Consider the following 25,755-nt stretch of genomic DNA (forward strand, 5'->3'; position numbering starts at 1 on the left):
AAGTAGGAAGGTTACAAGATAACAGATAAAATGTTTAAGTTTCAGTAAGAAGGTAAAAATAAACTATTACTTTAAGAAAGTGGTGTTGCATTTGACTCTTCTAACTGTAAATGGCGAAACGGATATTCAAAGATTAATCAAAAATATCTTGATTCCAATTGTTGGTGGTTCATTAGTCGGAATATTGGCTACAAGAAAGGCGAAAGAAAAATACCGAAAGCTGGATACACCCTCATACTCTCCTCCTTCTTGGGTATTTCCTGTCGCATGGACTGGTCTGTATACCACAATGGGAATAGCTCGATACCGAGTATCTTTAAAAGAAAAACAAGAATCTCTCCCTGAATCTGCTCCCCTGTACAATGTGCAGCTTGGGCTGAACTTCCTCTGGTCCTTCCTGTTCTTTAGATGGGGACTACGCGGTACAGCATTTATTGAGATGGCGATTATGCTCTCGCTGATTACGATTACTTCCTATAAATACTATCAACGAGATAAAATAGCCGGTGCCCTAATGATTCCGTATATTGGCTGGGTTACCTATGCACTTGGATTAAATTACTCTATTTGGCAAAAAAACTAAAAAAATCTCCCGGTCCTAAGACGGGAGATTTTCGGTTCACCTTATTTAGCTGTTAAATTGAATTTATAGATGCCAAATCCTTTTTCATTTAACTTATTAGTGTAAGAGATTTTACTATTTTCCGTTAAATACGCTGCTCCATTTGGCGACGAAGTGAAACTTACATTTACTTGGCTGTTTATTGGCGCTATCGACCAGTTATTATCGGCCGTTGGATTAATTTCTTTTACTTCAGTAATATAATCCATTAAAATTTGACGATTTTCATCAGCTGAATCTACGATATATTCTTTGTCTTTAATAGGGAAGTTACCGCCCCCTGAAGCTCGGTAATTATTCGTAATTACAATAAAATCTTGATTAAGATCTAATGCTTTTCCATCATAGGTTAAGTTTGTAATCCGGTTAGCATCAGACACCTTCAAACCTTTTTCATCATAACGAGCCGGTTTAGTCACGTCAATTTGATAAGAAACTCCATCTATCACATCGAAGTTATACACAGCGAACTTATCATTCAGCAGCGTTTGTTCTTCTGTTTGACTCGGGTCAATTTTATTAAATTTGCCCGCTGACATCTCCAGCCATTCCTTTACTGACGCTCCTTTAATCTTTATTGCTTTGAGTGTATTATCATATAAATAAAGATCTCCAGCACTGCGAATGGTTAAGTCGCCTTTCTTGATTTCCGTAAATTCTTCTACACCATTCCGTCCCGCCTTAAATGGTGCCCCGACTGATAGAATCGGTAAATTACTATATTCAGGACGGGTGGTTTTAATATATTTCTCCACGTACCATTTTTGAGCACTTGTTACAACCTGAATAGAAGGGTCATCCTGAACAAGTGCAAAATAACTGTGAATCGGAGCTGTCGTTGTACCGATTGGTGTATTCACATAGGCAACTGTTGCTTTATGATCGGCTGTAACTGCCTTTACGACAGCAGGATCTTCAACTGCTTTAAAACCAGTTGCCTTGTCATTAATTACTCGTGTAGACGATTGTGAATTAACGACTTCCCATTTTCCCTTAACAACTTGCAAGTTTAGGTCAATTAACCCAAGATTACTGCCCCCATATCCTGCTTGAACCGCTGGGACACCATTAATGGTTCCCTTTGCATTATCAACTCCAGGAAGAACCTTTCCTTCACTGTCTTTAAATAAGGCATCCAATGACTTTTCATCTGCTGCTGGAAATACCTTATGTGTATGTGAGAAAGTAATCGCGTCAATTTCTTTTACCTTACTAAGATAATAAATAACATCATCTGTAACAGAAATATCACTGTTAAAACCAGAATGGGCAAGGGCAATGACTACATCAGCACCCTTTTTCTTCATTTCAGGAACGTATTTGTTTGCGCTTTCAACAATTCCCTTGGCTACAACTTTGCCATCAAGGTTTGCCTTATCCCAATCCATGATTTGCGGTGGAACAAACCCGATATATCCGACCTTAACCGTTTTACGAGCGCCGCTTTCATCGTAAACTGTTTTATTCACAATTTTATATGGCGTGTACATATTCTTATCATTTTTAGGATTGTTGTCTTTATCCTTCACATATACATTCGCATTCACATATGGGAAATTCGCATCATTAACGGCTTCCTTTAGATAGTCGAGGCCGTAATTAAATTCATGATTTCCGAATGTCGCCATATCATAACCAAGCTGATTCATAGCCTTATAAACAGGATGAACTTCTCCTTTTTTCAATGGCTCAACAGTTGCTTTATATGTACCAAGCGGAGTTCCTTGGATTAGATCGCCATTGTCTACCAAGACACTATTTTTCACTTCTTTTCTAGCTTCTTTTATTAGGGTAGCTGTTTTTGCAAAACCAACAGTGTCAGAGACAGCATCTTTATAATAATCGTATCCTAAAAGATTCGTATGAACATCCGTTGTTTCCATAATACGAAGTGTCACTGGAGCATTATTAACGGGCTTGGCCAGACTGCTTCCAAAGTTCTTAAAGTTTCCATTATACTTGCTGACAACGGACACTTTTACCCAATATTCAGGGTTTGAAGCATTAAATGATACGGTAAACTTCTCTGCTTTTTTAATATCCGTTTCCACTGCTGTTTGGGTAACTGGGGTTGTCCCATTGATAAGTTGAAATACCACTGTTTCTAACCCTTTATTCCCTTTTCCAGGCGTTACGGTAACAGAAGCTTTGATACCTTTTTTATAGTCAACACTAGGTGCCGAAATAGTAAAGGGATCTTTCGATTTTACTGTCTTCGCTTCCGTATTCGCTGGAAACGTAAATTGTGCTGTTGTCAGACCAATAGCTAAAGAAGTTAGGAAAATTTTTTTCCCATTGCTTATAAATGACATGTTGCACACTCCCCTAATAATTTGAAATACAAGAATACTATACCATAAATATTTTACTTTTAATTAGAATTATTTTCTTTATTTATCGGCGAGGCCTCTATCAATAAAATTTGCAGAAACCGGTTTCATTTCCATTTCTCTTGCCCATATGGAAAGCTGGCCAATATGATGAATTTCATGAACGATAATATGACGTATGATTTCACCTTTTGTAAAAGATTGATTAAGCCATGAGGCATAAACCATCTGGTTTTCTATATCATGCGTCCATTCGCTAAGATATTCTCTATATTCCTGCTGGAGTTTGTTCGAAAGATCCTCAATCTCATCAATGGTGTAGTAGGAAGCCAAATCAATTTCAATATCCAGTTTTCCCATATACGCCCGGACCCAGCTGTATTCCACATCAATAATATGAAGAAGAGTTAACCGAAAACTCCCCATGCCCCCAGCCCGTTCCTTAGTCAGCTCTGATGCAGATATGCCGCGGCACCACTGAAGCCACTCCTCTCGAACCTGCCAATTGTACTGAAATAACATGTGCACACCATTCATCCCTTTCTATCTGATTCAACTTAACGTGCAAGAAACATATTCCCCCGACTCTTAAACCCGTACTGGAGAAATGATATGCAGTAAGGAATCATCTCCGAAAGGTGTAATAAGAATGGGCCGCATCGTACCTCCAAAACGAAGAATTGTTTCTGTGGTATGTATGGTCTTTAATGCATCAGTCATGAATACTCCATTGAAGGTTATTTTCAAATCCAGCTCATTCTTAATACTGTGCATCATTTGTCTTTCAGAGATTTCTCCCAACTCTGCAGAAGCGGATACTAATAACAGTTCTGTCTTGGAGTTAATGATTAATTGGATCGTGTGATTCCTGCTGGAAGCTACAAAACTTGCCCGCTCTATCCCTTCCAAAAAACTTTTAGTAGATACGCTTATTTCTGTCTGGTGTTCTTTTGGAATCAACATGCTTACATCAGGGTAGTTTCCCTCAACCAATCGAAAATACATTGTGATGGTTTTTATTTGAAAAATCATATAGCTGTCTGTGAAAAAGATTGAAACATCTGATTCAGCTTGATCGAGTATTCTTATTAATGCGTTTATCCCTTTGTTTGGGAGGATGACTGAACACCTTATACCTTGGTTAGCTATTTGCAGCCGTTTACTGGCTAATCTATGTGAATTCGTTGCCGCACACGTAATCTCCCCCTCACTGATACTCATGTTTATACCGCACAAAATTGGCTTTGTTCCATTTTTAGCTGCTGCAAATGCCGTTTGTTTAAACAGGGCACTAATTTCACTTTTTTTGAGTGTAATAGCCTGAACAGCTTCCATCTTGGGCAGCTCTGGGTAGTCGTCTGGATTTAGTCCATTTAGACGAAGGTTGATATCACCAGAAGTTATCTCGATATGAAAATTACTAAGTCCTTTAACGTTTATTATTTCAGGTAATTTTTTCATTATGTCTAAAAATAATTTTGCAGGAAGCAGTACATATCCCTCTTCAATTAATAATAAATCATCCGAACACACAGGGATTACTTGTTTCATTATGATGTCCGAATTACTCCCTACTAATGTCAGGTTTCTACTTGAAACAACGAGCAGTATTCCTGATAAGACCGGATTTACCGTTTGATTAGCTGTCATTCCACTTATATCCGTTGCTGCTTTAATGAATAAATCTCGTTTTATGACGAACTCCATAGCATTCTCCTTAATCGAAAGACTTTTCTGACTACTTACAGTATACAGGAACAAACGTTCTGAATATAGACATTTCTTTTACGAGTTCATTTCTTTTTCATAAATACAGCCGGTTCTAATGTTTCGGCTTCTATGACAATGGCCATCATACCTGTTTCGCTGATTGTTTCATGTCCCTCCCCTTTTTCCCAGAACACCGCATCACCAGTTGTTACCACAGATTCCCCGCTGATACCACGTACGCACCCTTCCCCCTGCACTACAAGAAGTAATTGCGGTACGACCGCTTTGTGATAACCAATGATTCCACCCTCAGCCAGATGCATGCAGTTTATGCGTACTTCAGCCTTTGTATTGAGTATTTTCGTCATAATAAATGTCGAATCAAAGTGGTTAATTACTTGACCAACCTTTTTACCAAAAGTAAATATCTCCAAAATTACCCCTCCATTCAACCGGTTAACACATCCAATATAAACCAATTTTATCATTCAATCTAGTCGAGTTGATTTAAATTCTGGTATATATAGTGTGCTCGATTGACGATAAATCGTGATATAACTTCTGGTTCTTTATCAAAAGAGGAGAGGTTGTTTTTTAAATATGGGTCGTTAAGGACATACGGTCGAATCATTTGAAAGGTCTCATCGATACGAGGCATTAAATATTCAAGAGTAAACTGGCTCTTTAACACTTCAAAAAGAAGCGTCTGATATTGTTTGCGGTAGGTATCTACATCCAAAATCCGAGCTGTTAAGGTATTAAATCCTTGAATGCGTACATAATCCGGCGGCATGTTTCTTCCATCAACGTCCCTTCCCCAGGTGGCATCAAAATCCCATGGGATGATTTCGAACTGAAGTGTTTCCGCATTTAAATACAAGGCATAGTTATGAACAAATCCATCAAAATTCTGCGTAAGAACAATTCCAGTAAGCCACTTAAGATATTTCTCAACATTGAGATATTGTCGAATTTCCTTTTCAAATGCTGCCCTTGGAATCGTATTTATCCGAATAATAAATTCCTGCAGATAGTGTTCATCCTGAGTAATTCCACACTTCGTTTCGTAACCATGTATGAGCGAGTCCTTAACCCCTTTATCTAAGTCACTAATGAGTGAGAAATTAGCATCATCATTTACTGCATAGAAAACAGCTCCTTTTGGCAGGCCTCTATTTGCGAGAAAAAATTCATCTACAGATTCAAGTTCTAAATAGATCCCTTGGTTTTTACCGTTTAATTTAAGTGAAATATAGCGTGAGCGAGGTGACAAGATGCCCAGTTCTGCAAAGAAATCCAATGACAATTTATTTCGTAAAAGAGAAATGTCATTGTATTCCGCATTAATATGAACTTCATTGGCATTGCTGTAGGTACTCGGACTGCGGAACACTACGTGGTACGATTTTTTTTTGAAATCTCGTATATGAGAGCCCCGGTAAGAAAGATGAATCTCCAGTTTCAGTTTGTTTATTATTAACACAGCCGGTACTAGGTCATCACACCAAATATCCTTATGAAGTTTCTTTACATTTTTCGGATGAATATCAAATTTATACTCAATTATCTTGTCATCCATTTGAAAACTCCCTTACTGCTTTTCTTTATTCGTATGAGGGAATTTAACAAATACAACTATCAATATATTATTATTTTTTGAACCTCAGCTTTTGCCTTACTCATTGTTAAGACAGGCTGCGTATAGTAGTATGTGGCAATTTTTAAAAAAATGGAGGTTATTTTTTTGGCAAACTCATCGAATAACGATATTCAAAAGGCTCTCAGAGAGGCTCTGACATCAGGTCTTGGGGACTTCCTGCTTCAAGAACCTGCATCATCTCAGAATGGGTCAGGGAACACAAATAATTCAAGAACAAGAGGATCTAATAATAAACAGTCTCGAAGCGGAAAGTCTGGAAACAAACAGTCTCGAAGCGGAAAGTCTGGAAATAAGCGGTCAAATAGCAATAAAAACAGCAGTCGTAGAAGCCGTTCACAAGGCTCTCGAACCGGAGCTAGATCCTCCCGAGGGAATAGCCGCCTTTTAGAGCTGTTCCGCCAACGACTAGCAAGCAGGTTGGGTGCAGATAATCAAAGGCGCTCTGGAAGATCGCGTTCGCGCAGGTCTCGCCGCTCCTAATTATTTTTAACAGCTGGTTTTATATGGTGGGATTCAGAGATGATATGTTTTATATCATCTCTATTCTATTCTATAAAACACACATAATCTTGGCGATGATCCTAAATTACCGGTATGATAAAAGCAGATTAACAAGAAGCGGCAGAGATTGTTTGAAGGATAGGTGAAATTAAATGAAGATAGGCTTAGTGAGACATTTTAAAGTAGCAAAGCCCTTACCTAGGGGAATATACATAACACCAGACTATCTGAATCAATGGTTTTTAGATTATGATTTAGCGGATATTGAATATGGTTCTACAGAACTTGGTGAGATTATCTGGTCTCAATGCTATGTCAGTGATATGCCAAGGGCCATAAAAACCGCCAAACATATTTATACTAGAAATGATATTATTCAGACGGACAAGCTTCGTGAACTGCCAGCACCAAAATATAAAGGAAAGTTTGGACTTCCTTTTATACTTTGGGCTGTGCGAATTCGATTAGCGCCTTTTTTTAATAGAGAAACACGTATAGCAGTTGCAGATGCCAAGAAACGAATTGGAGCAACGCTTGACGCTATCCATGAACAAGGCAGTGAAAATGTTCTGATTGTCAGTCATGCAGCTTTGATGGTATATATGCGTAAAGAACTGTTAAAACGAGGCTTTACCGGCCCTTCATTTTCGACACCCAACAATGGTGAACTATATATTTTCGAAAAGTAAGAATCTACTTCTAGAAGAATTTATCATTCTTGTTTTCGGAACAAAGCCTTCTGCTTACGCCAAATACAGGTTCGGTACTAGGAACTTGGATCATTGGTTCTCATTTGAATAACCTTAAAATTCTTAGAAGACCTAGTTGCCATGAAGGCTTCTTTCAAGATACACATCGGATCCGCAAGTCTCCTCCTTCAATAAAACAGGTAAGGAGTTAACCCCCTTTGGTTTTACATAAAAAAAGGCATCCCCTGTTGAGCTGGCCCCGAAAAGTTATTATCTAACTTTCAGGGGTCGGTTCACTTTAGGATGCCTTTTTATGACTCTTTAGCTTTTCACCTGATATTGATAATAGTCTTGTTGTCCAATTACCTTAAATCCGCACTCTTCGTAGAGCCTCAGCGCATGAGCATTTGTCGCTTCTACCTCTAGATAAATAGCGTTCCCTCTTGTTTCTTCCTCAAGGACTACTCGCTTCAATATTCTTCTGCCAAAGCCGCGGCCCTGATACTCTGGAAAAATAGCAAACCCGTAAATCCAGGTTTCAGTCGACTTACGATCCACTCTAATTTTACCAATCGTTTTTCTTTGTTCCTCATCTTCAATCATAAATACCTGTTCTGGTTCATCAGCGCGCATACGCTTATGAAACGATCGTGCATCCTCTTCCGAAAACCCAAAACATTGTATATCCAATTGAATTTCTACCTCTGCATCTTCATGCGTAGAAGGACGCAGCTTCACTCCCTCATAATTAAATAGTTCTGTCTTTCCCCACTTCATTTGGTATTCAGCAACAGCAAACTGACAGGAAATACTTTGTAAAAATCCCTTTGCACTTGCTGATTTAGCCGGGGCATTTAGTAAGATCGTCTTATATTTTCTATCTAAGCAATCCACAATTCCTGCATCAATAAGTTTTGTAAATATTCCCCGTCGGCGATAATCAGGATGAACCATCCCGCATATTTCTGCTTTATCTCCAAAATCATAGACTGCAGCAAAGCCTATCAGCCGATTCATTTCATAAAAGAAATAGTCGGAATCCTTCCTTTTTCGACTTCGCAGCGTATCCCAATTTAACTTCAGCTTAAACCCTTCTGCCTCACAGATTTGCTGCAGCTCTTCTACTTCTTTCAATTGAACTTCATTCAATTTCTCCAACTCCCAAAGTTCTTTATAAAAATATAATATCAAATTCCTACTTATTTTCATGTATAAACTGACTAATACCTAACAATTCCACATCCCTCTTTGTTCTTATTTATCACGATTAACCGTATCTAACAGTGCATTCACCGCTCGTGTCAGCTCTTCTATTTGTTTCTCAAACTTTAGTAGTAAGTAAAAGGATACGACCGTTGGAAATCCAAAATTGTTCAGAATAGCCAACCAATTTGACCCATCTTCCATATTGATCCTCTCCTTTTCGATTTACTACCCAAAGTGAAATATTATCCAAAAAGTAAATTTAGCCCGAACGGATCATAGAAATAAGAACAAATGTTCGTTTATAATTGATTTATACTCTTAAACTTTCACTTTATAGAATAAAGGAGGGCGAGATTCTATGAATAAGACAACGATACTTTTTCTATCGAATACGTTCGAATGCCTGATTGTGAAGCATCAGAGTTTTTTTGAACAACCGATAATCAAGCTTTTTTTACAACAACCTGGAAATCGCGCTAGTTTTCTTGCAGCGCTGGAAAACCCTACATTTCCTTACGTTAGTGAGCTCAATGATAAATTCGAGTTTTTTTATTACCGCACACGTATACAGAAATACCTGTGTTCGCTCATTCATTTTTATTCAATTGATTACGATAAACGAGAACGAAAGCACAGAGAGCGTTACCTTTCTATTCTTGACAAACCCGCTTCTGAATTTGAAAATGGTCCAAGCCTTTTAGAGTTACTTGATTATGATATGGATATGGACAAATCGAATTATTCAATCGAGCTATCCTCCATCTTAAGTGATGAAGATTTAATTATTTCCATTCGAAAATTGACACATAAGCAAGGGGTTGTTTTAAGCCTATACTTTATTAAAGGTTACTCGAATAAAGAAATTGCCGCTTATTTTAAAGAAACTCCACAAAATATCTCGAACATACGTAAACAAGCGCTTCATAAAATCAGACAGAATTATCGAAAGAGAATCTCAAACAAAAAGGAGGATAAGCATTGTGGCTAAAAAAATGACAAAAAGTGAGCTGCTTGAATTACTTAACACACTTGAACCAAAAATCAAGAAATCATTGTGGAATACCAGGTTTCAAGATCAAGAAGATTTAGAACAGGATATAAAGGTCAAAATTCTAGAGTCCTACGAAAAAATTGCAGATATTAAAGTCCCTAATTTCGAACAATTTCTTGGAGACTATTTATCTAATGAGAAAAAGAAATCTTGAATTTCTTTACGAAAACACAACAGCAGCCCTCCATGGAGAGCTGCCTTTTTTTACTTAACTTCCCCGATGGTGAAGTCCACCTTAACATTTGAAAGAAAATCCGCTATACGCTCAATTGTTGATTCAATACGATGGGTAAACATCGGTATTAAGAAGTATCCATGAATTAAGCCGGCTTCACATTTATATTCAACCTGAATACCTGCTTCGACCAGTCTTTTCGCATAAGTTAGTCCATCGTCCCTAAGCACATCGTATTCTGCCGTAAAAATAAGGGCAGGAGGAAGACCTCTTAGATCCTCAGTTAACAGCGGGGCTGCCAGATTGTTCAGCAGATCCTCTCGAGATTCAGCATAGTGACCAGCAAACCAAGTCATTAGTTCTTCTGTAAGAATAAACCCTTTACTATATTTTTGATAAGATTCTGTCGTAAAATCAAAATCTAAGCTGGGGTAGAGTAATACTTGAGCCATAATATTCGGCCCTCTTCGATCTCTGGCTAAAATAGTCACGGCAGCCGCCAAATTCCCCCCTGCACTATCGCCACCGACAATCACTTTCTTACTATCACCCTTTAGTAAACCGGCATTGGCTTCAACCCATTTTAAAGCCGTATAGCAATCTTCTAATGGGATAGGAAATTTATACTCTGGTGACAACCGATAATTCACGGAGATGACAACTGCATTTAGGTGGCTCGCCAGCATTCTGCAGGTAGAGTCAGCAGTTTCCAAATCACCAATGACCCATCCACCGCCATGATAGTAAACAAAAAGAGGGAATGGCCCATGTCCTTCTGGTGTATACGTCCTTACAGTAATACGGCCTTCCTCTACTGGAATTTCATATTCTTTAGTCCTCCCAGTACCTGCTGAAATCGATTGTTCTACTGGCAATTGTGATAGTAAATCCCTGACAGTTTGTGGATTCAGTGTATGAAGCGGCGGAATCCCGGTCATCATTTCAAGATAAAGCTTGGCCTGTGCATCTAGTACCATCTTCCTCATCTCCTCTGAATTATTAACCTGCTATAAAATCTATGTATTTTCACATGGAAAATAACTAGATTCCCCTAGTCAAACTGCCGCTGTAGAATCAATCCTTACCTGCAGGAGTCAGCGTCAGCACTTTACCTTTTACTTTTTCTAATTGGGTAACATGATACGTCCCTTCTGCCCAGCTAGTCATTTGATCATGATACCATTTACTTTTCACATTGCCTGATTGACCTGGTCCCACTAGATGGTAGGCCTGCTTCATATTCTCTATATCAATGACAAATCGCCAGGATCCGCCATGATTCACAATTCCATCTGACTTAAAGGCTGCTGCTTGAACGGTCACATTACTCCCGCCGACTGGAATGCTGCCTTCCTTATTAAATAAATAATTTAGAGGTGAAACACTCGATAATGGATGTGCAAAGGAAAGCTGATGGTACTCTCCCCAGTGCCAATCCGCAGGATCACTTCCCTGCATTTCCTTAATATCAGTCACCGTCTTCTGAAAAGATTCTGACAGTACCTTTTCTAGACCCCCATTATCTTTCATCCAAGGTCCCTCGTTCCCTTCCAGCGCTCTGCGCAGCAGTTCATCTACCGCTTGTCGTTTGCCCTTAAATAGAGCAAGTGTATCTTCAGGGATTTGTTTCACAAACAATACCTCAGCTATATTTTGCATCCAAAGATTAAAAACGAGGGGCGCTGCCTGGTCTTCACTATCAATAAAGTCCCATTTGTCTACAATATCCAACACTTGCTGGTCTTCTTTTTTGACTGAACCATTCAGTACCTGGACAAGCTGCGGAGCAAATTCTTTTGCCTGCAGATTTTTTTTATCCATTTGGAGATTCTGCATATCTTTGGCTGTCAGCTTTTCATTTGTTTGCAGTACTTCCTGAATTCTCATTTGCCGATAGGGTTGAGCCCAATCATTACTGATATGATACGGATATTCATCAGATATGACTTTATTGTTAGCCGTTGAGATAAAACCTTCCGCAGGGTTTACAACTTTAGGAAGCTCATCAAAAGGTATAAATCCTGTCCATTCATACTCATCTGTCCAGCCTGGAACAGGGAGTAAGCTATCACCCTTCTTCCGAATGGGAATGCTGCCATTTGCTTTATATGCAATTGTGCCATCAGTAGACGCAAATACAAAATTCTGGGCCGGAGTTTCAAATCTAAGAAGCGCCTGCTCAAATTCATCCCAATTGCTTGCTTTATTCATATTCAATATCGCCTCAAGTTCGGCTGATGGATCGAGTGCAGTCCAGCGTAATGCCAAAACGGTATCCTTCCCGCTTTTACCAGCAAACTCTGAAATAACAGGTCCATGGCGAGTCACTGTTACTTCATAATCAATTGTCTTCCCGTCCTTAACTTTAATCGGTTCCTTAATGACTTCCGCAGCTTCCCACTTATCTTGATAGGAAAATTCGGCAGCATTTGCAGGATTCCTTTTTTCAATATAAAGATCTTGGACGTCAGGTCCTGTATTGGTTACGCCCCATGCAATGGTTTCATTATGACCTAGAATGATTCCAGGGACTCCCGCAAATATGACACCGCTTACATTTACATTCGGGTTTTCTAAATGCATTTGGTACCAAACCGATGGTGTTGCAAGCCCCAAGTGAGGATCATCAGCAAGCAGCGGCTTCCCTGACTTCGTTTTACTCCCGCTTACAACCCAATTGTTACTGCCATTAAATTCATGAGGTATCACGGCATTTGCAAAGCTTTTATCAATATCGAGTGACTCTTTCCCAATTATGTACGGAGATCCTTTTGGATAATCTGGAAATAAATCATATGCTTTATCTTCAGGGAAATTCTCCAGCAAATACTGTCTAAATGCCTGCGACTCCCAATTTCCGCCAAGATCGAAAGCCATATATTTACCAATCGTTAATGAATCAACAGGTGTCCATGGCTCAGGCTCATAACTAAGAAGGGTAAATTCAATCGGCCACTTCCCACTTTCCCTAACTTGTTCCATATATAGATTAACACCTTCGGCAAAGTAATCCAGTGTGGCTTTTCCGCTGTCTGTATATTGATCATAGGATGCCTCGGCTGCTCTTCTTAACCCCAAAGTCAAAAAGAACTTGTCATTAGTAAGTACTTTATCACCTATAACTTCACTTAGCTGTCCAGATGCTTGGCGCCGGCTTAAATCCATCTGGAACAATCGATCCTGAGCTTGGATATATCCCTGAGCTAGATATAGGTCATGTTCATTATTTGCCTTAATATGCGGCACACCCGAAGCATCTCTTGTTACCGTTACCTCCTCTGTCAATCCAGGAAGCGAAATTTCTCCTTCTGTCTGCGGCAATAATCGATTAAGGTATATAGTAACGGCTAACCAAACAGCAAGCAGCAAGAAAAGGAGAATTGCTCCTATCCATAAAGCGCGTTTTTTCCACTTACGCTTCGGCTTAATTTGAGGTAAAACTGCCCCCATTTCATCATCTCTCCCTAATATGTTATTCATTCTGCTTTTTTCCGCTAACCTTAGTATTCGACTGAAGCGCCTTACATCCCTACTCTAATTTACAAAAAACAAAAAAACACAGATACAAAGTCCAAGTGAAGAGACACTTGAGCTTTGCCTGTGTTCTTATAGGCAGCATACCTTTAAAGCTGACCATACATCAGGATAAATGACTAGATCTTCAAGGCCCTCATTCAAATGACGGGCATCTTCTTTTAAGGTCTCTGTCAATCCCGACAAATAATAGGAGACACTAACGGCATTTAACGAAGAACACAACTGATAAATTCGTTCAGCATCTGACTTTTCAATGACATCGAAATTAGATAAATCAATAATTAACGTATGAATTTCTTTTTTTCTGCAAGATATAAGTGTCTCACGAAGAAATACGGCTGAATATTTTTGATCTTTATTTGGATAAAGAGAAACCAGACCTAATCCTTCTTTAAGTAAGGTAGCTTGGGTTGGTATATCTTCATTCGTAGTTGCCTCATCTTGTACACGTTCACGATCTGCTTGTTTATAATATTGAAGAAATGATTCAATAATCTCTTCAAAAGCAATGTAAACTAAATCACTCCAAAGCAAAATTTCCTTATGAGCCACTTTCTTATCATTTAGTTGAACAAATTCTCCAATCGCTTCCCAAAAGATCATTCTTATTCTGCGCAGCTCCACAATTACTTGATGAATGGAGGCTTTCTTTCCATGAAGTTTACCTGCAACCTGCTTAATCCAGCTATCAAGCGAAGAAAAAAACAGCCCCTGTTCGACGAGAAATACCTTACTGAGATGGATAATAAATAATTGATTTTGATAGGTTATTTTACTCAGCTGCACTGAATCATCAGTTGAAAATAGGGACACCCACTCGTCATTAAAGGATTTGGCCCATGTAGTTGAGATTTCAGCAGAGTGGTCTAATAAAAATGTATATAATTCTTTATTGTTATGCATATCTGATCATCCTTAAAGTGTGTAACATTATCATTAAAATAAGTCAGATTAGGAATCGTAAAGCAGCAGCAGGAGACTCCTGCTGCTGCTTTTTCTTCTCAAAAAGACAATACTTCCATAGTTATAATACCCTTACCTAAACATCTTAAACACTCTTTCAATACTAGCGAAAATTTAAAAAGTTGTCATTGGCTGATTGGCCCTATTTTCAACCCTCTATCTTTTAGTAACTCATTTATCGCCTGACGGAAGGATGAGTAAATGAATTCCTTGCTAAAAGAACCGTACTCTTTTATTTCTTTACTGACAAAAGACGAAAAACCTACAAAGATTGTTTTTGTTCCCATTGAAGACAAAGAATGAACCAGTTTCTCAAGAATAGGAAACAAACTGGAATCCTGTTCTGCTATTCCTGTAAAATCTATAATCACGCTATCTACCATTAAAACCTTGCATTCATTGACTACTTTTTTCTGCAAATCCTTCATTCTTTCTTCATTCAACTCGCCGCTTAGGGGAATATGAAGGACTCCATCCAGTACAGTTTGAATAATAGGCGTTGATAATGTTTTTATGACAGATTCTTGGTTTTTTATATGCTGTAGAGATTTTGAAGTTATATTTGTGGTTTCCTTGTAATGATTAACGAAGCCCAAACTAATACTTCGAAGGGATATATCTAATAGTGCATCGATAGTGGACATTGCTTTTAAGAGGATGTTTACAGCGTATTTCTGATTACTTACTTCTTCTTCAATAAAGCTCCAAAAAAGATGGCGGCTGTTCATGGTATTCTCTATCGCAAGATTAATAGAAGACCCGCTTTCCACCATTACTTTGCCTATATTCAAACTAGCCGTACTCATCTTTTTTTCTGCTTGTTCTTTTCCATAAATCAGAGCTTCTCCATGTATTTGCACAAGATCCGCACGCCACTCTCTTACCATTATGCCGCCAAAGGAAAAGTGATCATTTTGAAGAAGATCGATATGCTCAGCAAATATATACTTATTTTTAATTAGTTTTTCTCCTAATCGCTTTAATTCTTCCATGTTTGCCTCCACCACCGTCAACTAATTTAATTCTAGTTAATACGTACTTTCTCTTATATCGTTTATAGCCTAATTATCCATTTTAAAACATCAATCTTCTATTCAATTTTTCTGGATGTTTGCATATTTCTCATTTGGGTACTATATAAAAACTGAGTATTTACTAATCATCTTTGGGGGGATATTTATGTCTAACAAAAATAATGACAATGAAACAGAAAATATGATGGACCTGATTCGCTTAATTAATGCTAAAAACCATGGCAGAAGGATTAAGAAAATCATGAAAGAAAATAAAGCTGAAGATAAGAAAACCAATTAAAATAAAGAGCTCTCGCCTAAGACCAAGGTGAGAGCTCTTTTCCAATTATACTTTGAACGTGTGTGTCATCTCTTGCATTTCTTTTGCCAACTTAGCTAACGTTTCAGCAAACGTACTTATTTCTTGGATAGAAATTGCTTGTTCCTCAGTAGCTGCTAATACACTTTGAGTGGAGGCAGCCGACTCTGCAGCAGCATTAGTGATCATATCCATTGATTTTACAGCACTATTTGTTCCAGATGTCATCTGTTCAATCGCAGCAGAAACTTGAGCTACTTGTTCAAATACCGAATTAACTGATTCCTGAATCTGTGTAAAAGATTCACCTGCCCCTGACATCACATTGATTCCGTCGCTGACCTCTGCATTAACGGATTCCATGGTATCAACCACCTGACGTGTTTCAGTCTGTATATGAGAGATAATCCCTGTGATTTGCTGTGTAGCATCCCCTGATTGTTCTGCTAATTTCCGTACTTCATTTGCTACAACTGCAAATCCTTTTCCTTGTTCTCCTGCTCTCGCTGCCTCTATTGCCGCATTTAAGGCCAATAAGTTGGTTTGCGCTGATATCCCTGTAATTACTTCGACAATCTTTCCTATTTCTTTCGATCGTTCACCTAATCCCCTGACTACTCTTGCTAACTCATTGACATTTGAATAGATGGATTCCATCTGTCTTCCTGCAGATTCAATCGAACTAGTTCCCGCATCGGCTTTTTCCATTGATTTATTTATACTTGAAACTACGGTCACCGCGTTTGTAGAAACTTGAGCAAGACTTTCAGACATTTGATGAATCACATTGGATGTTTCACTTACACCTCGCACCTGATTATCTGCTCCACGAGAAATCCCTTCAATAACTGTTGAAATATGTTCTGTGGCCTGATTTGTTTGTGCTGTACCTTGAGCCAAGTTAATCGAAAAGTCAGTCATATTTTTCGATGATTCCTGAACTTTATTTAATACATTTGACCATGAATCAACCGCATAATTTACACTGATTGCCACAGATGCAAGAAAACCAAGATTCTCCGGTTCTAAGCGATCTCTCATATCTCCATCTGCCAGCTTTTCGAAGAACGTATTAATCTTTTCTATCGGTTTGATAAATCGTCTATGATTTATAAAAGCTGAAATCACTCCAACTACTCCGCCCATTAACGTAATACATATAAGGTTGATAACAAAACTTTTCCCCTCTATTCCGTTCATGATACAAACAAAAAAACCAATCGTGAATGTTGCTGGAATGACAATGATACTCGTTCGTAAAATATATTGGAAAAGCTGCATAGATTCATTCTCCTTACAATTAGTTTAAAAGCGCTTACATAGTTAAGCTCTACTCTTTATTTCAATCTAGCATAACTATTATACTATAAACACTTCTAACTATTTGGTTTTTTTTACCTTATAAAAAAAACCGACCTCAAATGCGAAGTCAGCCGATTAGTTCTACTTTACCCTCTGTATAAATAATAAAAAATACAATTAGAATAAATACACCACTTAGCAGAAAACCCGCCCAAGCGAATTTTTTTTCGTTTCTAATAGGGTCTTTTCTTTTAAATATTCCGAACAAACACAGCAAAAAGGCAGGGTAGGTACAAACTAAGAATAGCAAGGCAAGCAAACCATAAACAAAAATACTAGCTGAAATACCTGCCATGATCATACTAATTAAAATACTACCAGAAATTAACGCTCCAATACTTAAATAAAAACCTACTACACTTTTATTCATACATTTACACCTCAAGTTATCCATTAGCGGAAGAAAGTCTACACGTTAGCTATCATACCACTTACCACTGCCTCATCGAAAAAAATCATACAAAAAAACCCGTAAATCATATTTACGGGTTTGAACATATAGCGGTTATCTCCATCTCGTATTTCGCATAATTAAGGACACAATAAAAACCACTATGATTGCCCCAAGCAGTGCAGGAACAATGTAAAATCCGCCAGTAGCAGGTCCGATTGAACCTAGAATAGCCGTACCAAGCCATGCTCCTATAAATCCAGCAACGATATTCCCAATGACTCCACCAGGCATATCACGTCCAATTATTAAACTCCCCAGCCAGCCAATAATCCCACCAACAATTAACATCCAAAGAAGTTCCAAGCGTCTTCCACCCCCTTCCCTTGAAAATATATTAAGGGAATAGACAAGTTAGAATAGCTAGTTGGAAAATAATATAAATAAACACCCAACTTTGAATGGAACCTGAGTAGAACAGGCGAGGAATCAGCCATATTGACTGTCTTGCGTGTGTGCTTTATTAACCCTTTTTATCTTTATCCATATATTCTTGTATCTTTTTTTCTTTCCAGTCATAACCAATACTGCTGTGTACCCATGTCGTGACCCCATGTATGAACAATCCAGCACCCCATCCTCCGAGCGGGAACAGAAACCACCAGTTTCCAGCATCCGTTAAGAAATTAATAATAAAGAGCATACTATTCACTAACAGGTAAACAGCTAAATGAATATAGAAGCCAAATAGATTTTCAACCCTTTTTTTCGCCTGACGGTATTGTTCATTTCTCTCCATTTTAGACCCCCTAAAAGTCTTTTAGATATATTATACATAAATACATTAAATTTACATATAAACAAAAAAAATAAACCTACAGCTAAAGAAGTCTAATAGCTGCAGGTTTACGATTTGATTATTTTTTTCTTCTAATATCCGTTATTTGCTTTCCATCATATTCAATATAGACCGTCTCATGATTTCGAAAATCTAGATAGCGGTCACAATCTATTTCGAGGATTTTGTCATTGCTGAACTTCATTGCGCAGCTTGATCCTTCATCATTTTTTGTTACATCAATCACTTCATTCGTTTCGATACCAATAGCTGTACCAGCTTCTCCCTGTGGATAATATTTTTCTATTATCTCTACTTGTTCTGCTACCATTCCTGGACGCATAAATACAAATAATAAAATCAGTAATACAATTAGTAATCCTATTAAAACAGCTGCTTTACTTTTCAATTTCTTAATTACCCTCTTCTCTATGCAATCTATGATCATCTCTCTCTATTTATCCTCTTTTCTACAATTTATTCAGAAAAAAGATAAATATGAAAGCCTTTTTTATTAGCAATGCTCTCACCGAAAAAATCCCTAGACACTACTAAGTTTAAAAGGTTTTCAGCATGGTTTGCAATATATATATACTAGGAAAATCTTAGGTAGGAAGTTAATAAGATCCATTACCTAAATCACTGCCAATGATTTCCCCTGTCAAACCCCAGCTAAATGTTTGAACAGGAAGGAACTTACGGCGACTTTAACAAGCCCGCATCGTTTCATTCATACAGGATTCCATCCAGTAACACCACTATTTGTTTCTTGAAGTTACTACGCCCTATCTTCACGACTTTTAAAACTATGTATTGGGAAAAGATATTGAGGCAGATACTTTATCTGCAGGAAGGGATTGGGGGATTGGTTTTGCGATCCTGATTAACAGTAAAAAAACAGGTATCCGTTTCCGAAACGGATACCTGTATCTATAGAGAATAAAATGAGCAGTTTTGTTATTATCTTTGAACAACTGCTGCTGGTACTTCTAATCCAAGACCTTCTGCAATACGAGTTCCATATTCAGCATCTGCTTTGTAGAAGTGTCCAATTTGACGAAGCTTGATTTCATCTAGTGTCACAGGTTTCATTGCACCAACGATATTAGCAACAAGACGAGTACGCTCATCTTCGCTTAGTAGACGGTAAAGATCTCCTGCTTGTGTATAATGATCATGTTCATCATACGCAACACTATCAGCTACTCCTGAAACAGCAAATGGAGCTATTTTGTTTTCTGGAGTTTCAGTAGGGCCGCCGAAACTATTTGGCTCATAATATACTGATTTACCGCCGTTAGCATCATGACGCATAGCGCCATCACGGAAGTTGTTAGCAGCTTCCACTTTCGGGCGATTAATCGGAAGTGTATTATGATTAGCACCAACACGGTAACGTGCAGCATCAGCGTAAGCAAATAGTCGCCCTTGAAGCATTTTATCTGGAGATGGCTCAATACCAGGTACAAGCGTTCCAGGTGAGAATGTTGCTTGCTCAACTTCAGCAAAATAGTTCTCAGGGTTTCTATTTAATGTCATACGGCCAACTTCGATTAACGGGTAATCTTTTTGAGACCATACTTTTGTTACATCAAATGGATCGAAACGGTACGTATTTGCATCTTCTTCAGGCATGATTTGAACGCATAGCTTCCAAGAAGGGAAATCACCTTTTTCAATCGCATTGAATAAATCTTCAGTGTGGTAATCAGGATTTTCACCTGCAAGCTGTGCAGCAAGATCCACATCAAGGTTTTTAACACCTTGTTCAGTTTTAAAGTGGTATTTCACCCAAACTGCTTGTCCTTCAGCATTAACCCACTTGAACGTATGGCTTCCGAAACCATGAGTGTGACGCCATGTAGCAGGAATACCACGGTCTGACATTAGAATTGAAACCTGATGAAGTGATTCTGGAGAATGAGACCAGAAATCCCATACTGCTGTTGGGTTCTTCAAGTGTGTTTGTGGATCTCTTTTTTGTGTATGGATAAAGTCAGGGAATTTAATTGCATCACGAATAAAGAATACAGGCGTGTTATTACCTACGATATCGTAGTTGCCTTCTTCTGTATAAAATTTAACAGCAAATCCACGTGGATCACGAAGCGTATCAGCAGAACCAAGTTCACCAGCAACTGTAGAGAAGCGGATAAACATATCTGTTTTTGTGCCTGTGCCATTAAATAGTTTTGCTTTAGTATATTGTGACATATCATTTGTCACTTCGAAGAAACCATGTGCTCCGCCGCCTTTAGCATGTACAACACGCTCAGGCACACGTTCACGGTTAAAATGTGCAAGTTTTTCTAAAAGATATACGTCTTGAATCAATGTAGGGCCGCGATGGCCGGCAGTAATTGAATTTTGGTTGTCACCAACAGGTGCACCCCAGCTAGTCGTAAGTTTACGATCTGTCATAAAAAAAATCACCCCATATAATTAATAATCACATTTATAATACTAACGTTTATTAAAAAAAAATCAATACTTATTTATAATAATTTTAATTTAATACTATGTATTTGTTACTTCAAATTTCACATTTTATGTCAAGAAAAATGAATTGTATGTTTGCTCTAATCCCTTTCAGGCAGACATTAAGAGCATTATCCCTCATGTTACTCTGTTGATTTCTTCTATCTATTCACCAAGATACTTATTGCAAATTTCTAACTGTCATTCTCATTTACAATGCCAGAAAAACATTTATAAAAGAAAGCTGGACAATCATTCTTAACCCTTCTTCACTAAAAAAGGACATAACCAAATAATTTTTCATCTTCTAAAATGGGGTGTTGATTTCCATTCCAGACGTTTCGCTTTCCGCGGGCAGGCGGTGAGCCTTCTCATCGCTTACGCTCCTGCGGGGTCTCACCTGTCCTGCTTTTCCCGCAGGAGTCTTCACGCTAACACTCCCATCAACTGCCTTTCTAAAGGCAATCTCAAAAGTCAAATCCGTTCTATTTTTAAATAAACTTGATAAGGTCCTTTCAAAAACCCATTTAATTCAACGTGGTCAGCTTGAAATGGTCGCACTAGACCAGCTTGTTCCCGAGTACCATTTGGCCCGCAAAATGGAAGAAGCCCTGGACTTTTTATGATCTGGTCAAGATGATCTGTATTTGGAAGTAAGCCGGCCTTGAAAGATGTCATGAACAGTCTTTATAAGCCAGAAAACCTCCATGAAAAGTGTTCAAAACTCAAAGAGGTCCGGAATGAAACATTCCGGACCTCTTTTATCGACAAACTGAGGGGCTGTCTCATATGTCCTTTTTAAAGTAAAGTAACGCAAAATTGAAGAGGCAGAAATGTTGTTAAAACAACATTTCTGCCTCTCTCTTTTTATTCATTTTGGGCTTAAGTACCCCTTTTGGGAAAGCCCGAGAACTTTAGTTAGATGCCCTGCTCTTTTTCCTCGTCAACACCCAGTAGATAGGAAGTCCGATAATTCCAATTCCAATCGATAAAAGTGCATCCGCGGGTTTATCCATTACCGTATTAACCACCAGATAAATGGTTCCAATTACAGCTATAATTGGTGTTAACGGATAAAAAGGAACTTTATACGTCTTCACATCCGGCTGTTTCTTCCTGAGAATAAACACCGCAAAAAACGCTAAGCCATAAAAAGAAAATACTGAGAAAATGGCCATATCTGTGAGTCGATCTGGATCACTAACAATCATCATAATAACTGCAATGACCATTTGCATGATTGTTGCATTCATTGGTGTCTTGTAGGTCTTATGAACTTTTGAAATTTGTTTGGATCCAGGCAGTAATCCATTTTGCGCCATGGCAAAAGGAATTCTGGGAAACGTTAAAATTTTCCCATTTAAACAGCCAAAGATAGAAATTAAAATTCCTATGGTAATTAATTTACCCCCAAAATCCCCAAAGAGAATCGTAGCCGCAGTATTTGCTGCATTGGGACCGAGTTCAATGATTTGTTCTGCAGTAAGTACATGAAGCATAGCTACATTTACAGACAAGTATGAAACCATAACAATTAAAATCCCTGTAATAATTGCCTTCGGAAGCGTTTTCGAAGGATCCTTCATTTCCCCTGCCATAAATCCGACATTCATCCAGCCATCATAGGCCCAGAGTGTGGCCAGTATTGCTGCTCCCATGCTAATAGCTGCTGTTGAAGACCCACTCGAAACATTTAATACTGGTTGATCTCCCAAAATGATTCCAAATATAGCAATGGCGAATATCGGAATCAGTTTTGCAACCGTAGAAACATTTTGGATCATTCCTCCATAACGAGTACCTAGACTATTCACAACACCTAAAAAAATGACCGTTATAATACCCACGATTGTTGATAACGAGGAATCTAACTGAAAAAAACTAACGAGTAACGAACCAAAATATAACCCTAGGGCTCCCATAACTGCTGGTCCATAAATAACTGTTTGAACCCATCCGCATATGAATCCCCATATCCTGCCGTATACTTCCTCCAGATAAGCATACAGCCCTCCGGTTTTTGGAATACGCGTACTTACTTCGGCAATCGTTAACCCGCTGGCAAGGGTGATGAGTCCCCCTATTAACCAGGCTAAGAGTGCTCTCGTTGAGTCACCGCTTGATTCAAGAACAATTCCTGGTTTCATAAAAATTCCGGACCCGATTACGGTTCCAACTACTAATGATGTTCCAACAAAGAAGCCGATGTTTTTCTTTAACTGTACTGTTCCCAAAGCATCCTCCCCATAACCTATGTATAAATTTAATGTAGTAATTATAACATGTTTAATATATAAGAATAATTTAATTGTTGGCTTTACTATGGCTGAAAAATGCTATTTAATCAACAATTTAAAGCCCTGCTTCTTTAAAAAGAAGCAAGGCTTTGTGTTTAGTTTAAATGACTATGTTTTTTGGAGTAACTAAAATAAATAATCGTCCCAATCGACAGCCAAATAACAAATGAAATCCAAGTAATCAGCGGCAGACTCGAAGCTAAATAGAGACATAGCAATGCGCTGATGGCCGGCAGGACAGGAACAAAAGGCACACGGAAGGACGCTTTCAAATTAGGATGACTTTTACGCAGCACAATAATAGCAAGTGACACGAGCGTGAAAGCTGCTAATGTCCCCATATTAACCAAATGAGCTAGGGTAGTTAAATCAACGAAACCAGCAATTCCAGCTGCTACGAATCCGGTAATCCAAGTATTGATGAACGGAGTCTTAAATTTCGAATTCACTTTAGCCAAGGTTTTAGGCAGGAGACCATCTCTGCTCATTGCATAAGAAAGACGCACCTGTGCATATATCAACGCTAATATTACGGTTGTAATTCCAGCAACTGCCCCTACAGATATAATTCCAGCCATGGAATCTTGTCCAACCACACGAAGTGCAAAGGATACAGGATCCGCCACATTTAGCTGGGTATACGAAACCATTCCTGTCAGCACAGCGGATACACTTATATACAATACTGTACAGATTAATAAAGATGTAACGATTCCAATTGGCATATTCCTCTTCGGATTTTTCACTTCTTCAGATGCTGTAGCAATCACATCAAAGCCAATATAGGCAAAGAATACTGTTGCAGCACTGGTAACAATCCCTTCTAATCCAAATGGTGCAAAGGGGGTCCAGTTTTCAGGTTTTACATAGTTGATTCCTGTAACAATAAACAACAAAATGACTCCTAATTTAATAAATACCATAATGTTATTAAATGTAATGCTTTCCTTTACTCCACGACTGACAAGCGCCGTGATTGACAAAATAATTAATACAGCGGGTAAATTAACTAGTCCGCCGGATCCCATTCCAGGAGCAGATGCTAACACTTTTGGCACTTCCATACCAAAGCCGGCAATAAGTGATTGGAAGTACGCAGACCAACCTGTTGCAACTGCTGCAATGGCAAGAATATATTCCAATATTAGGTCCCAGCCAATCAAAAAGGCAAAGATTTCTCCTAATGTTGCATAGGTGTATGTATAAACACTACCTGATACCGGTACAGCAGAAGAAAACTCAGCGTAACAAAAGGCTGCCAGCGCACACGCTATGCCAGCAAGGACAAAGGAAAGCATAATGGCAGGTCCGCCGCTGGTTGCAGCTACTACACCAGTGATAACAAAAATCCCAGTTCCAATGACACAACCGACACCTAGGAAAATTAAATCAAGTAATCCCATCGAACGATTTAGATCTTTTCGCTGACCTTGAACAAGTAAATCATTTATTGATTTTTTTCGAAATATTTGGTTCATGGGAGTCCTCCTGATTAAATACAAAAAAATTCTGAATTAATACATCAAATAGCAGTATATTGTCGATTTTTGTCGAAGTCAAGTTCCTTTTAAATGAATTGGTTTATATCATGCCTGTTTTATATAGTATCTAACAAAATCTAGTATCTATTTAGTCTTTACACATATTTCGATAAGCAATGTCAGGTAACACAATAAAACTCTCGTCCCATATATATGAGACGAGAGTTTTATATAGTCTATTCATTTCCAGCAATCGGAACCTTACCAAACAATAAACAGAAGGATGATTGCTAGTACTATTCGATAAATGGCAAATGGAGTCAATTTAATTTTTTCAATCAACTTCAGGAAGTATTTAATACAAAATAATGCAAACACAAATGCACTAATGAAGCCTGCAATGAAAAACGGCATCGCTTCAGGTGTAAAAAAGCTCCAATATTTAACCACTTTTAAAAGGGTAGCTCCAGCCATAATCGGTACGGCCATGATGAAGGTAAAATCTGCTGCAGCCCGATAACTCATTCCTAGGAGAACCCCTCCGGAAATTGTTGATCCCGAACGCGAGAATCCAGGCCATAATGACAAGCATTGAATAAGTCCAACACCAAGGGCTTGTTTATAGGTAATCTGATCAACTGTTTCAGTCTTAATTTTCGGATGCAGCTTATCAGCAGCAATCATAAGGAAAGCACCAATAAATAATCCAATTGCGACCGTTTTTACTGAAAAAAGATGATCGTCAATATAATCCTCAAAAGCAAGACCTAGTACTGCTGCTGGAAGTAATCCAACAATGATTTGCAATAAATTGAGTTTCTTTTGACCAGCAGGAGCTGAAGAATCCATTTTCTTCAATCCAAGCAAGTCCATAAAACGGCTCCAAAAAAGAACCACTACAGCAAGAATAGAACCTAGCTGAATGATTATCTTAAAAGCATTGGCAATCTCGTCTCCAAATAACTCATTTGATTTAAATAAAAAATCGTCGACAATAATCATGTGACCTGTTGACGAAACTGGTGCAAATTCTGTTAGTCCCTCAACCAATCCAAGGACTATTGCAACAAATATTTCCCACATTTCTTAACTCCACCTCGTTTGATCTTATTCAGCTCTAATTAACAGTATA

27 protein-coding genes are annotated in these 25,755 nt (G+C 38.3%); 6 read left to right on the plus strand and 21 right to left on the minus strand.

Translation table 11 applies throughout. The features are described from left to right. Positions 1-91: 91 nt before the first annotated feature. Positions 92-583, plus strand: coding sequence for a TspO/MBR family protein (locus tag MHI18_RS08675; protein WP_340846963.1), 492 nt, complete (start codon positions 92-94; stop codon positions 581-583). A 41-nt stretch (positions 584-624) separates the two neighbouring features. Here the strand turns inward: MHI18_RS08675 and MHI18_RS08680 are convergent, their stop codons facing one another. From MHI18_RS08680 to MHI18_RS08700, 5 genes are all read right to left on the minus strand, one after another. Continuing rightward, positions 625-2,505 carry a bifunctional 2',3'-cyclic-nucleotide 2'-phosphodiesterase/3'-nucleotidase gene (locus tag MHI18_RS08680; protein WP_340847622.1) on the minus strand — a complete coding sequence of 627 codons (1,881 nt, stop codon included), beginning with the start codon at positions 2,503-2,505 and terminating at the stop codon, positions 625-627. A 507-nt stretch (positions 2,506-3,012) separates the two neighbouring features. After that, the gene (locus MHI18_RS08685) at positions 3,013-3,474 is read right to left on the minus strand and encodes a DinB family protein (RefSeq protein WP_340847623.1); all 462 of its coding nucleotides are present in this window, start codon (positions 3,472-3,474) and stop codon (positions 3,013-3,015) included. 66 nt (positions 3,475-3,540) lie between these two features. Next, positions 3,541-4,659: a DNA polymerase III subunit beta gene (gene dnaN, locus MHI18_RS08690; RefSeq protein WP_340846964.1), complete on the minus strand. Its 1,119-nt coding sequence runs from the start codon at positions 4,657-4,659 to the stop codon at positions 3,541-3,543. Between the two features lie 86 nt (positions 4,660-4,745). After that, entirely contained in the window at positions 4,746-5,096 is a 351-nt protein-coding gene (locus MHI18_RS08695) for a cupin (protein WP_340846965.1), read from the minus strand. Between the two features lie 59 nt (positions 5,097-5,155). Then, positions 5,156-6,241, minus strand: a complete 1,086-nt coding sequence (locus tag MHI18_RS08700; RefSeq protein WP_340846966.1) for a CotH kinase family protein — start codon at positions 6,239-6,241, stop codon at positions 5,156-5,158. A gap of 265 nt (positions 6,242-6,506) precedes the next feature. On the opposite strand from MHI18_RS08700, the gene MHI18_RS08705 reads away from it, so the two are divergent. Both MHI18_RS08705 and MHI18_RS08710 read left to right on the plus strand, forming a co-directional pair. Further along, on the plus strand, positions 6,507-6,710 hold the full coding sequence (locus MHI18_RS08705; RefSeq protein ID WP_340846967.1) for a hypothetical protein: 204 nt from the start codon (positions 6,507-6,509) through the stop codon (positions 6,708-6,710). Positions 6,711-6,975: 265 nt separating this feature from the next. Beyond that, on the plus strand, positions 6,976-7,512 hold the full coding sequence (locus tag MHI18_RS08710) for a histidine phosphatase family protein (protein WP_340846968.1): 537 nt from the start codon (positions 6,976-6,978) through the stop codon (positions 7,510-7,512). A 321-nt stretch (positions 7,513-7,833) separates the two neighbouring features. On the opposite strand, the gene MHI18_RS08715 is transcribed toward MHI18_RS08710, so the two are convergent. Both MHI18_RS08715 and MHI18_RS08720 read right to left on the minus strand, forming a co-directional pair. Beyond that, the gene (locus MHI18_RS08715; RefSeq protein ID WP_340846969.1) at positions 7,834-8,661 is read right to left on the minus strand and encodes a GNAT family N-acetyltransferase; all 828 of its coding nucleotides are present in this window, start codon (positions 8,659-8,661) and stop codon (positions 7,834-7,836) included. Positions 8,662-8,766: 105 nt separating this feature from the next. Then, positions 8,767-8,919, minus strand: a complete 153-nt coding sequence (locus MHI18_RS08720; protein WP_340846970.1) for a YvrJ family protein — start codon at positions 8,917-8,919, stop codon at positions 8,767-8,769. 157 nt (positions 8,920-9,076) lie between these two features. On the opposite strand from MHI18_RS08720, the gene MHI18_RS08725 reads away from it, so the two are divergent. Both MHI18_RS08725 and MHI18_RS08730 read left to right on the plus strand, forming a co-directional pair. Beyond that, complete coding sequence (locus tag MHI18_RS08725) at positions 9,077-9,706, plus strand: sigma factor-like helix-turn-helix DNA-binding protein (RefSeq protein WP_340846971.1); 630 nt, start codon at positions 9,077-9,079, stop codon at positions 9,704-9,706. Further along, entirely contained in the window at positions 9,699-9,923 is a 225-nt protein-coding gene (locus MHI18_RS08730; RefSeq protein WP_340846972.1) for a hypothetical protein, read from the plus strand. Before MHI18_RS08725 ends, MHI18_RS08730 begins: the two co-directional genes overlap by 8 nt. Positions 9,924-9,973: 50 nt before the next feature. On the opposite strand, the gene MHI18_RS08735 is transcribed toward MHI18_RS08730, so the two are convergent. The 4 genes from MHI18_RS08735 to MHI18_RS08750 form a co-directional block, all read right to left on the minus strand. Next, positions 9,974-10,921 (minus strand): alpha/beta hydrolase, encoded by a 948-nt coding sequence (locus MHI18_RS08735; RefSeq protein WP_340846973.1) that lies wholly within the window; start codon positions 10,919-10,921, stop codon positions 9,974-9,976. Positions 10,922-11,018: 97 nt separating this feature from the next. Then, positions 11,019-13,394: a penicillin acylase family protein gene (locus MHI18_RS08740; RefSeq protein ID WP_340847624.1), complete on the minus strand. Its 2,376-nt coding sequence runs from the start codon at positions 13,392-13,394 to the stop codon at positions 11,019-11,021. A gap of 156 nt (positions 13,395-13,550) precedes the next feature. Next, a complete protein-coding gene (locus tag MHI18_RS08745; RefSeq protein ID WP_340846974.1) occupies positions 13,551-14,384 on the minus strand; it encodes a hypothetical protein in 834 nt (277 codons plus the stop codon). 185 nt (positions 14,385-14,569) lie between these two features. After that, on the minus strand, positions 14,570-15,436 hold the full coding sequence (locus MHI18_RS08750) for an STAS domain-containing protein (protein ID WP_340846975.1): 867 nt from the start codon (positions 15,434-15,436) through the stop codon (positions 14,570-14,572). A gap of 187 nt (positions 15,437-15,623) precedes the next feature. Here MHI18_RS08750 and MHI18_RS08755 point away from each other — a divergent pair, with 187 nt between their 5' ends. Further along, the gene (locus MHI18_RS08755; RefSeq protein ID WP_268870053.1) at positions 15,624-15,758 is read left to right on the plus strand and encodes a hypothetical protein; all 135 of its coding nucleotides are present in this window, start codon (positions 15,624-15,626) and stop codon (positions 15,756-15,758) included. A 45-nt stretch (positions 15,759-15,803) separates the two neighbouring features. On the opposite strand, the gene MHI18_RS08760 is transcribed toward MHI18_RS08755, so the two are convergent. From MHI18_RS08760 to MHI18_RS08805, 10 genes are all read right to left on the minus strand, one after another. Then, complete coding sequence (locus MHI18_RS08760; protein ID WP_340846976.1) at positions 15,804-17,057, minus strand: methyl-accepting chemotaxis protein; 1,254 nt, start codon at positions 17,055-17,057, stop codon at positions 15,804-15,806. 148 nt (positions 17,058-17,205) lie between these two features. Continuing rightward, positions 17,206-17,508 carry a hypothetical protein gene (locus tag MHI18_RS08765; protein WP_340846977.1) on the minus strand — a complete coding sequence of 101 codons (303 nt, stop codon included), beginning with the start codon at positions 17,506-17,508 and terminating at the stop codon, positions 17,206-17,208. Between the two features lie 135 nt (positions 17,509-17,643). Beyond that, positions 17,644-17,895: a GlsB/YeaQ/YmgE family stress response membrane protein gene (locus tag MHI18_RS08770; protein ID WP_340846978.1), complete on the minus strand. Its 252-nt coding sequence runs from the start codon at positions 17,893-17,895 to the stop codon at positions 17,644-17,646. Positions 17,896-18,052: 157 nt separating this feature from the next. Next, entirely contained in the window at positions 18,053-18,328 is a 276-nt protein-coding gene (locus MHI18_RS08775; RefSeq protein WP_340846979.1) for a 2TM domain-containing protein, read from the minus strand. Positions 18,329-18,446: 118 nt separating this feature from the next. Continuing rightward, the gene (locus MHI18_RS08780) at positions 18,447-18,776 is read right to left on the minus strand and encodes a hypothetical protein (RefSeq protein ID WP_340846980.1); all 330 of its coding nucleotides are present in this window, start codon (positions 18,774-18,776) and stop codon (positions 18,447-18,449) included. A gap of 551 nt (positions 18,777-19,327) precedes the next feature. After that, entirely contained in the window at positions 19,328-20,788 is a 1,461-nt protein-coding gene (gene katA / locus MHI18_RS08785; RefSeq protein ID WP_340846981.1) for a catalase KatA, read from the minus strand. Positions 20,789-21,319: 531 nt separating this feature from the next. Continuing rightward, the gene (locus MHI18_RS08790; protein WP_340846982.1) at positions 21,320-21,523 is read right to left on the minus strand and encodes a hypothetical protein; all 204 of its coding nucleotides are present in this window, start codon (positions 21,521-21,523) and stop codon (positions 21,320-21,322) included. A gap of 236 nt (positions 21,524-21,759) precedes the next feature. Continuing rightward, positions 21,760-23,079, minus strand: a complete 1,320-nt coding sequence (locus MHI18_RS08795; protein WP_340846983.1) for an APC family permease — start codon at positions 23,077-23,079, stop codon at positions 21,760-21,762. A gap of 158 nt (positions 23,080-23,237) precedes the next feature. Then, the gene (locus MHI18_RS08800) at positions 23,238-24,620 is read right to left on the minus strand and encodes an amino acid permease (protein WP_340846984.1); all 1,383 of its coding nucleotides are present in this window, start codon (positions 24,618-24,620) and stop codon (positions 23,238-23,240) included. 264 nt (positions 24,621-24,884) lie between these two features. Continuing rightward, on the minus strand, positions 24,885-25,706 hold the full coding sequence (locus MHI18_RS08805) for an undecaprenyl-diphosphate phosphatase (RefSeq protein WP_040374859.1): 822 nt from the start codon (positions 25,704-25,706) through the stop codon (positions 24,885-24,887). Positions 25,707-25,755: the final 49 nt, after the last annotated feature.

This window comes from Peribacillus sp. FSL H8-0477 (genome assembly GCF_038002765.1).
GTDB lineage: Bacteria > Bacillota > Bacilli > Bacillales > DSM-1321 > Peribacillus.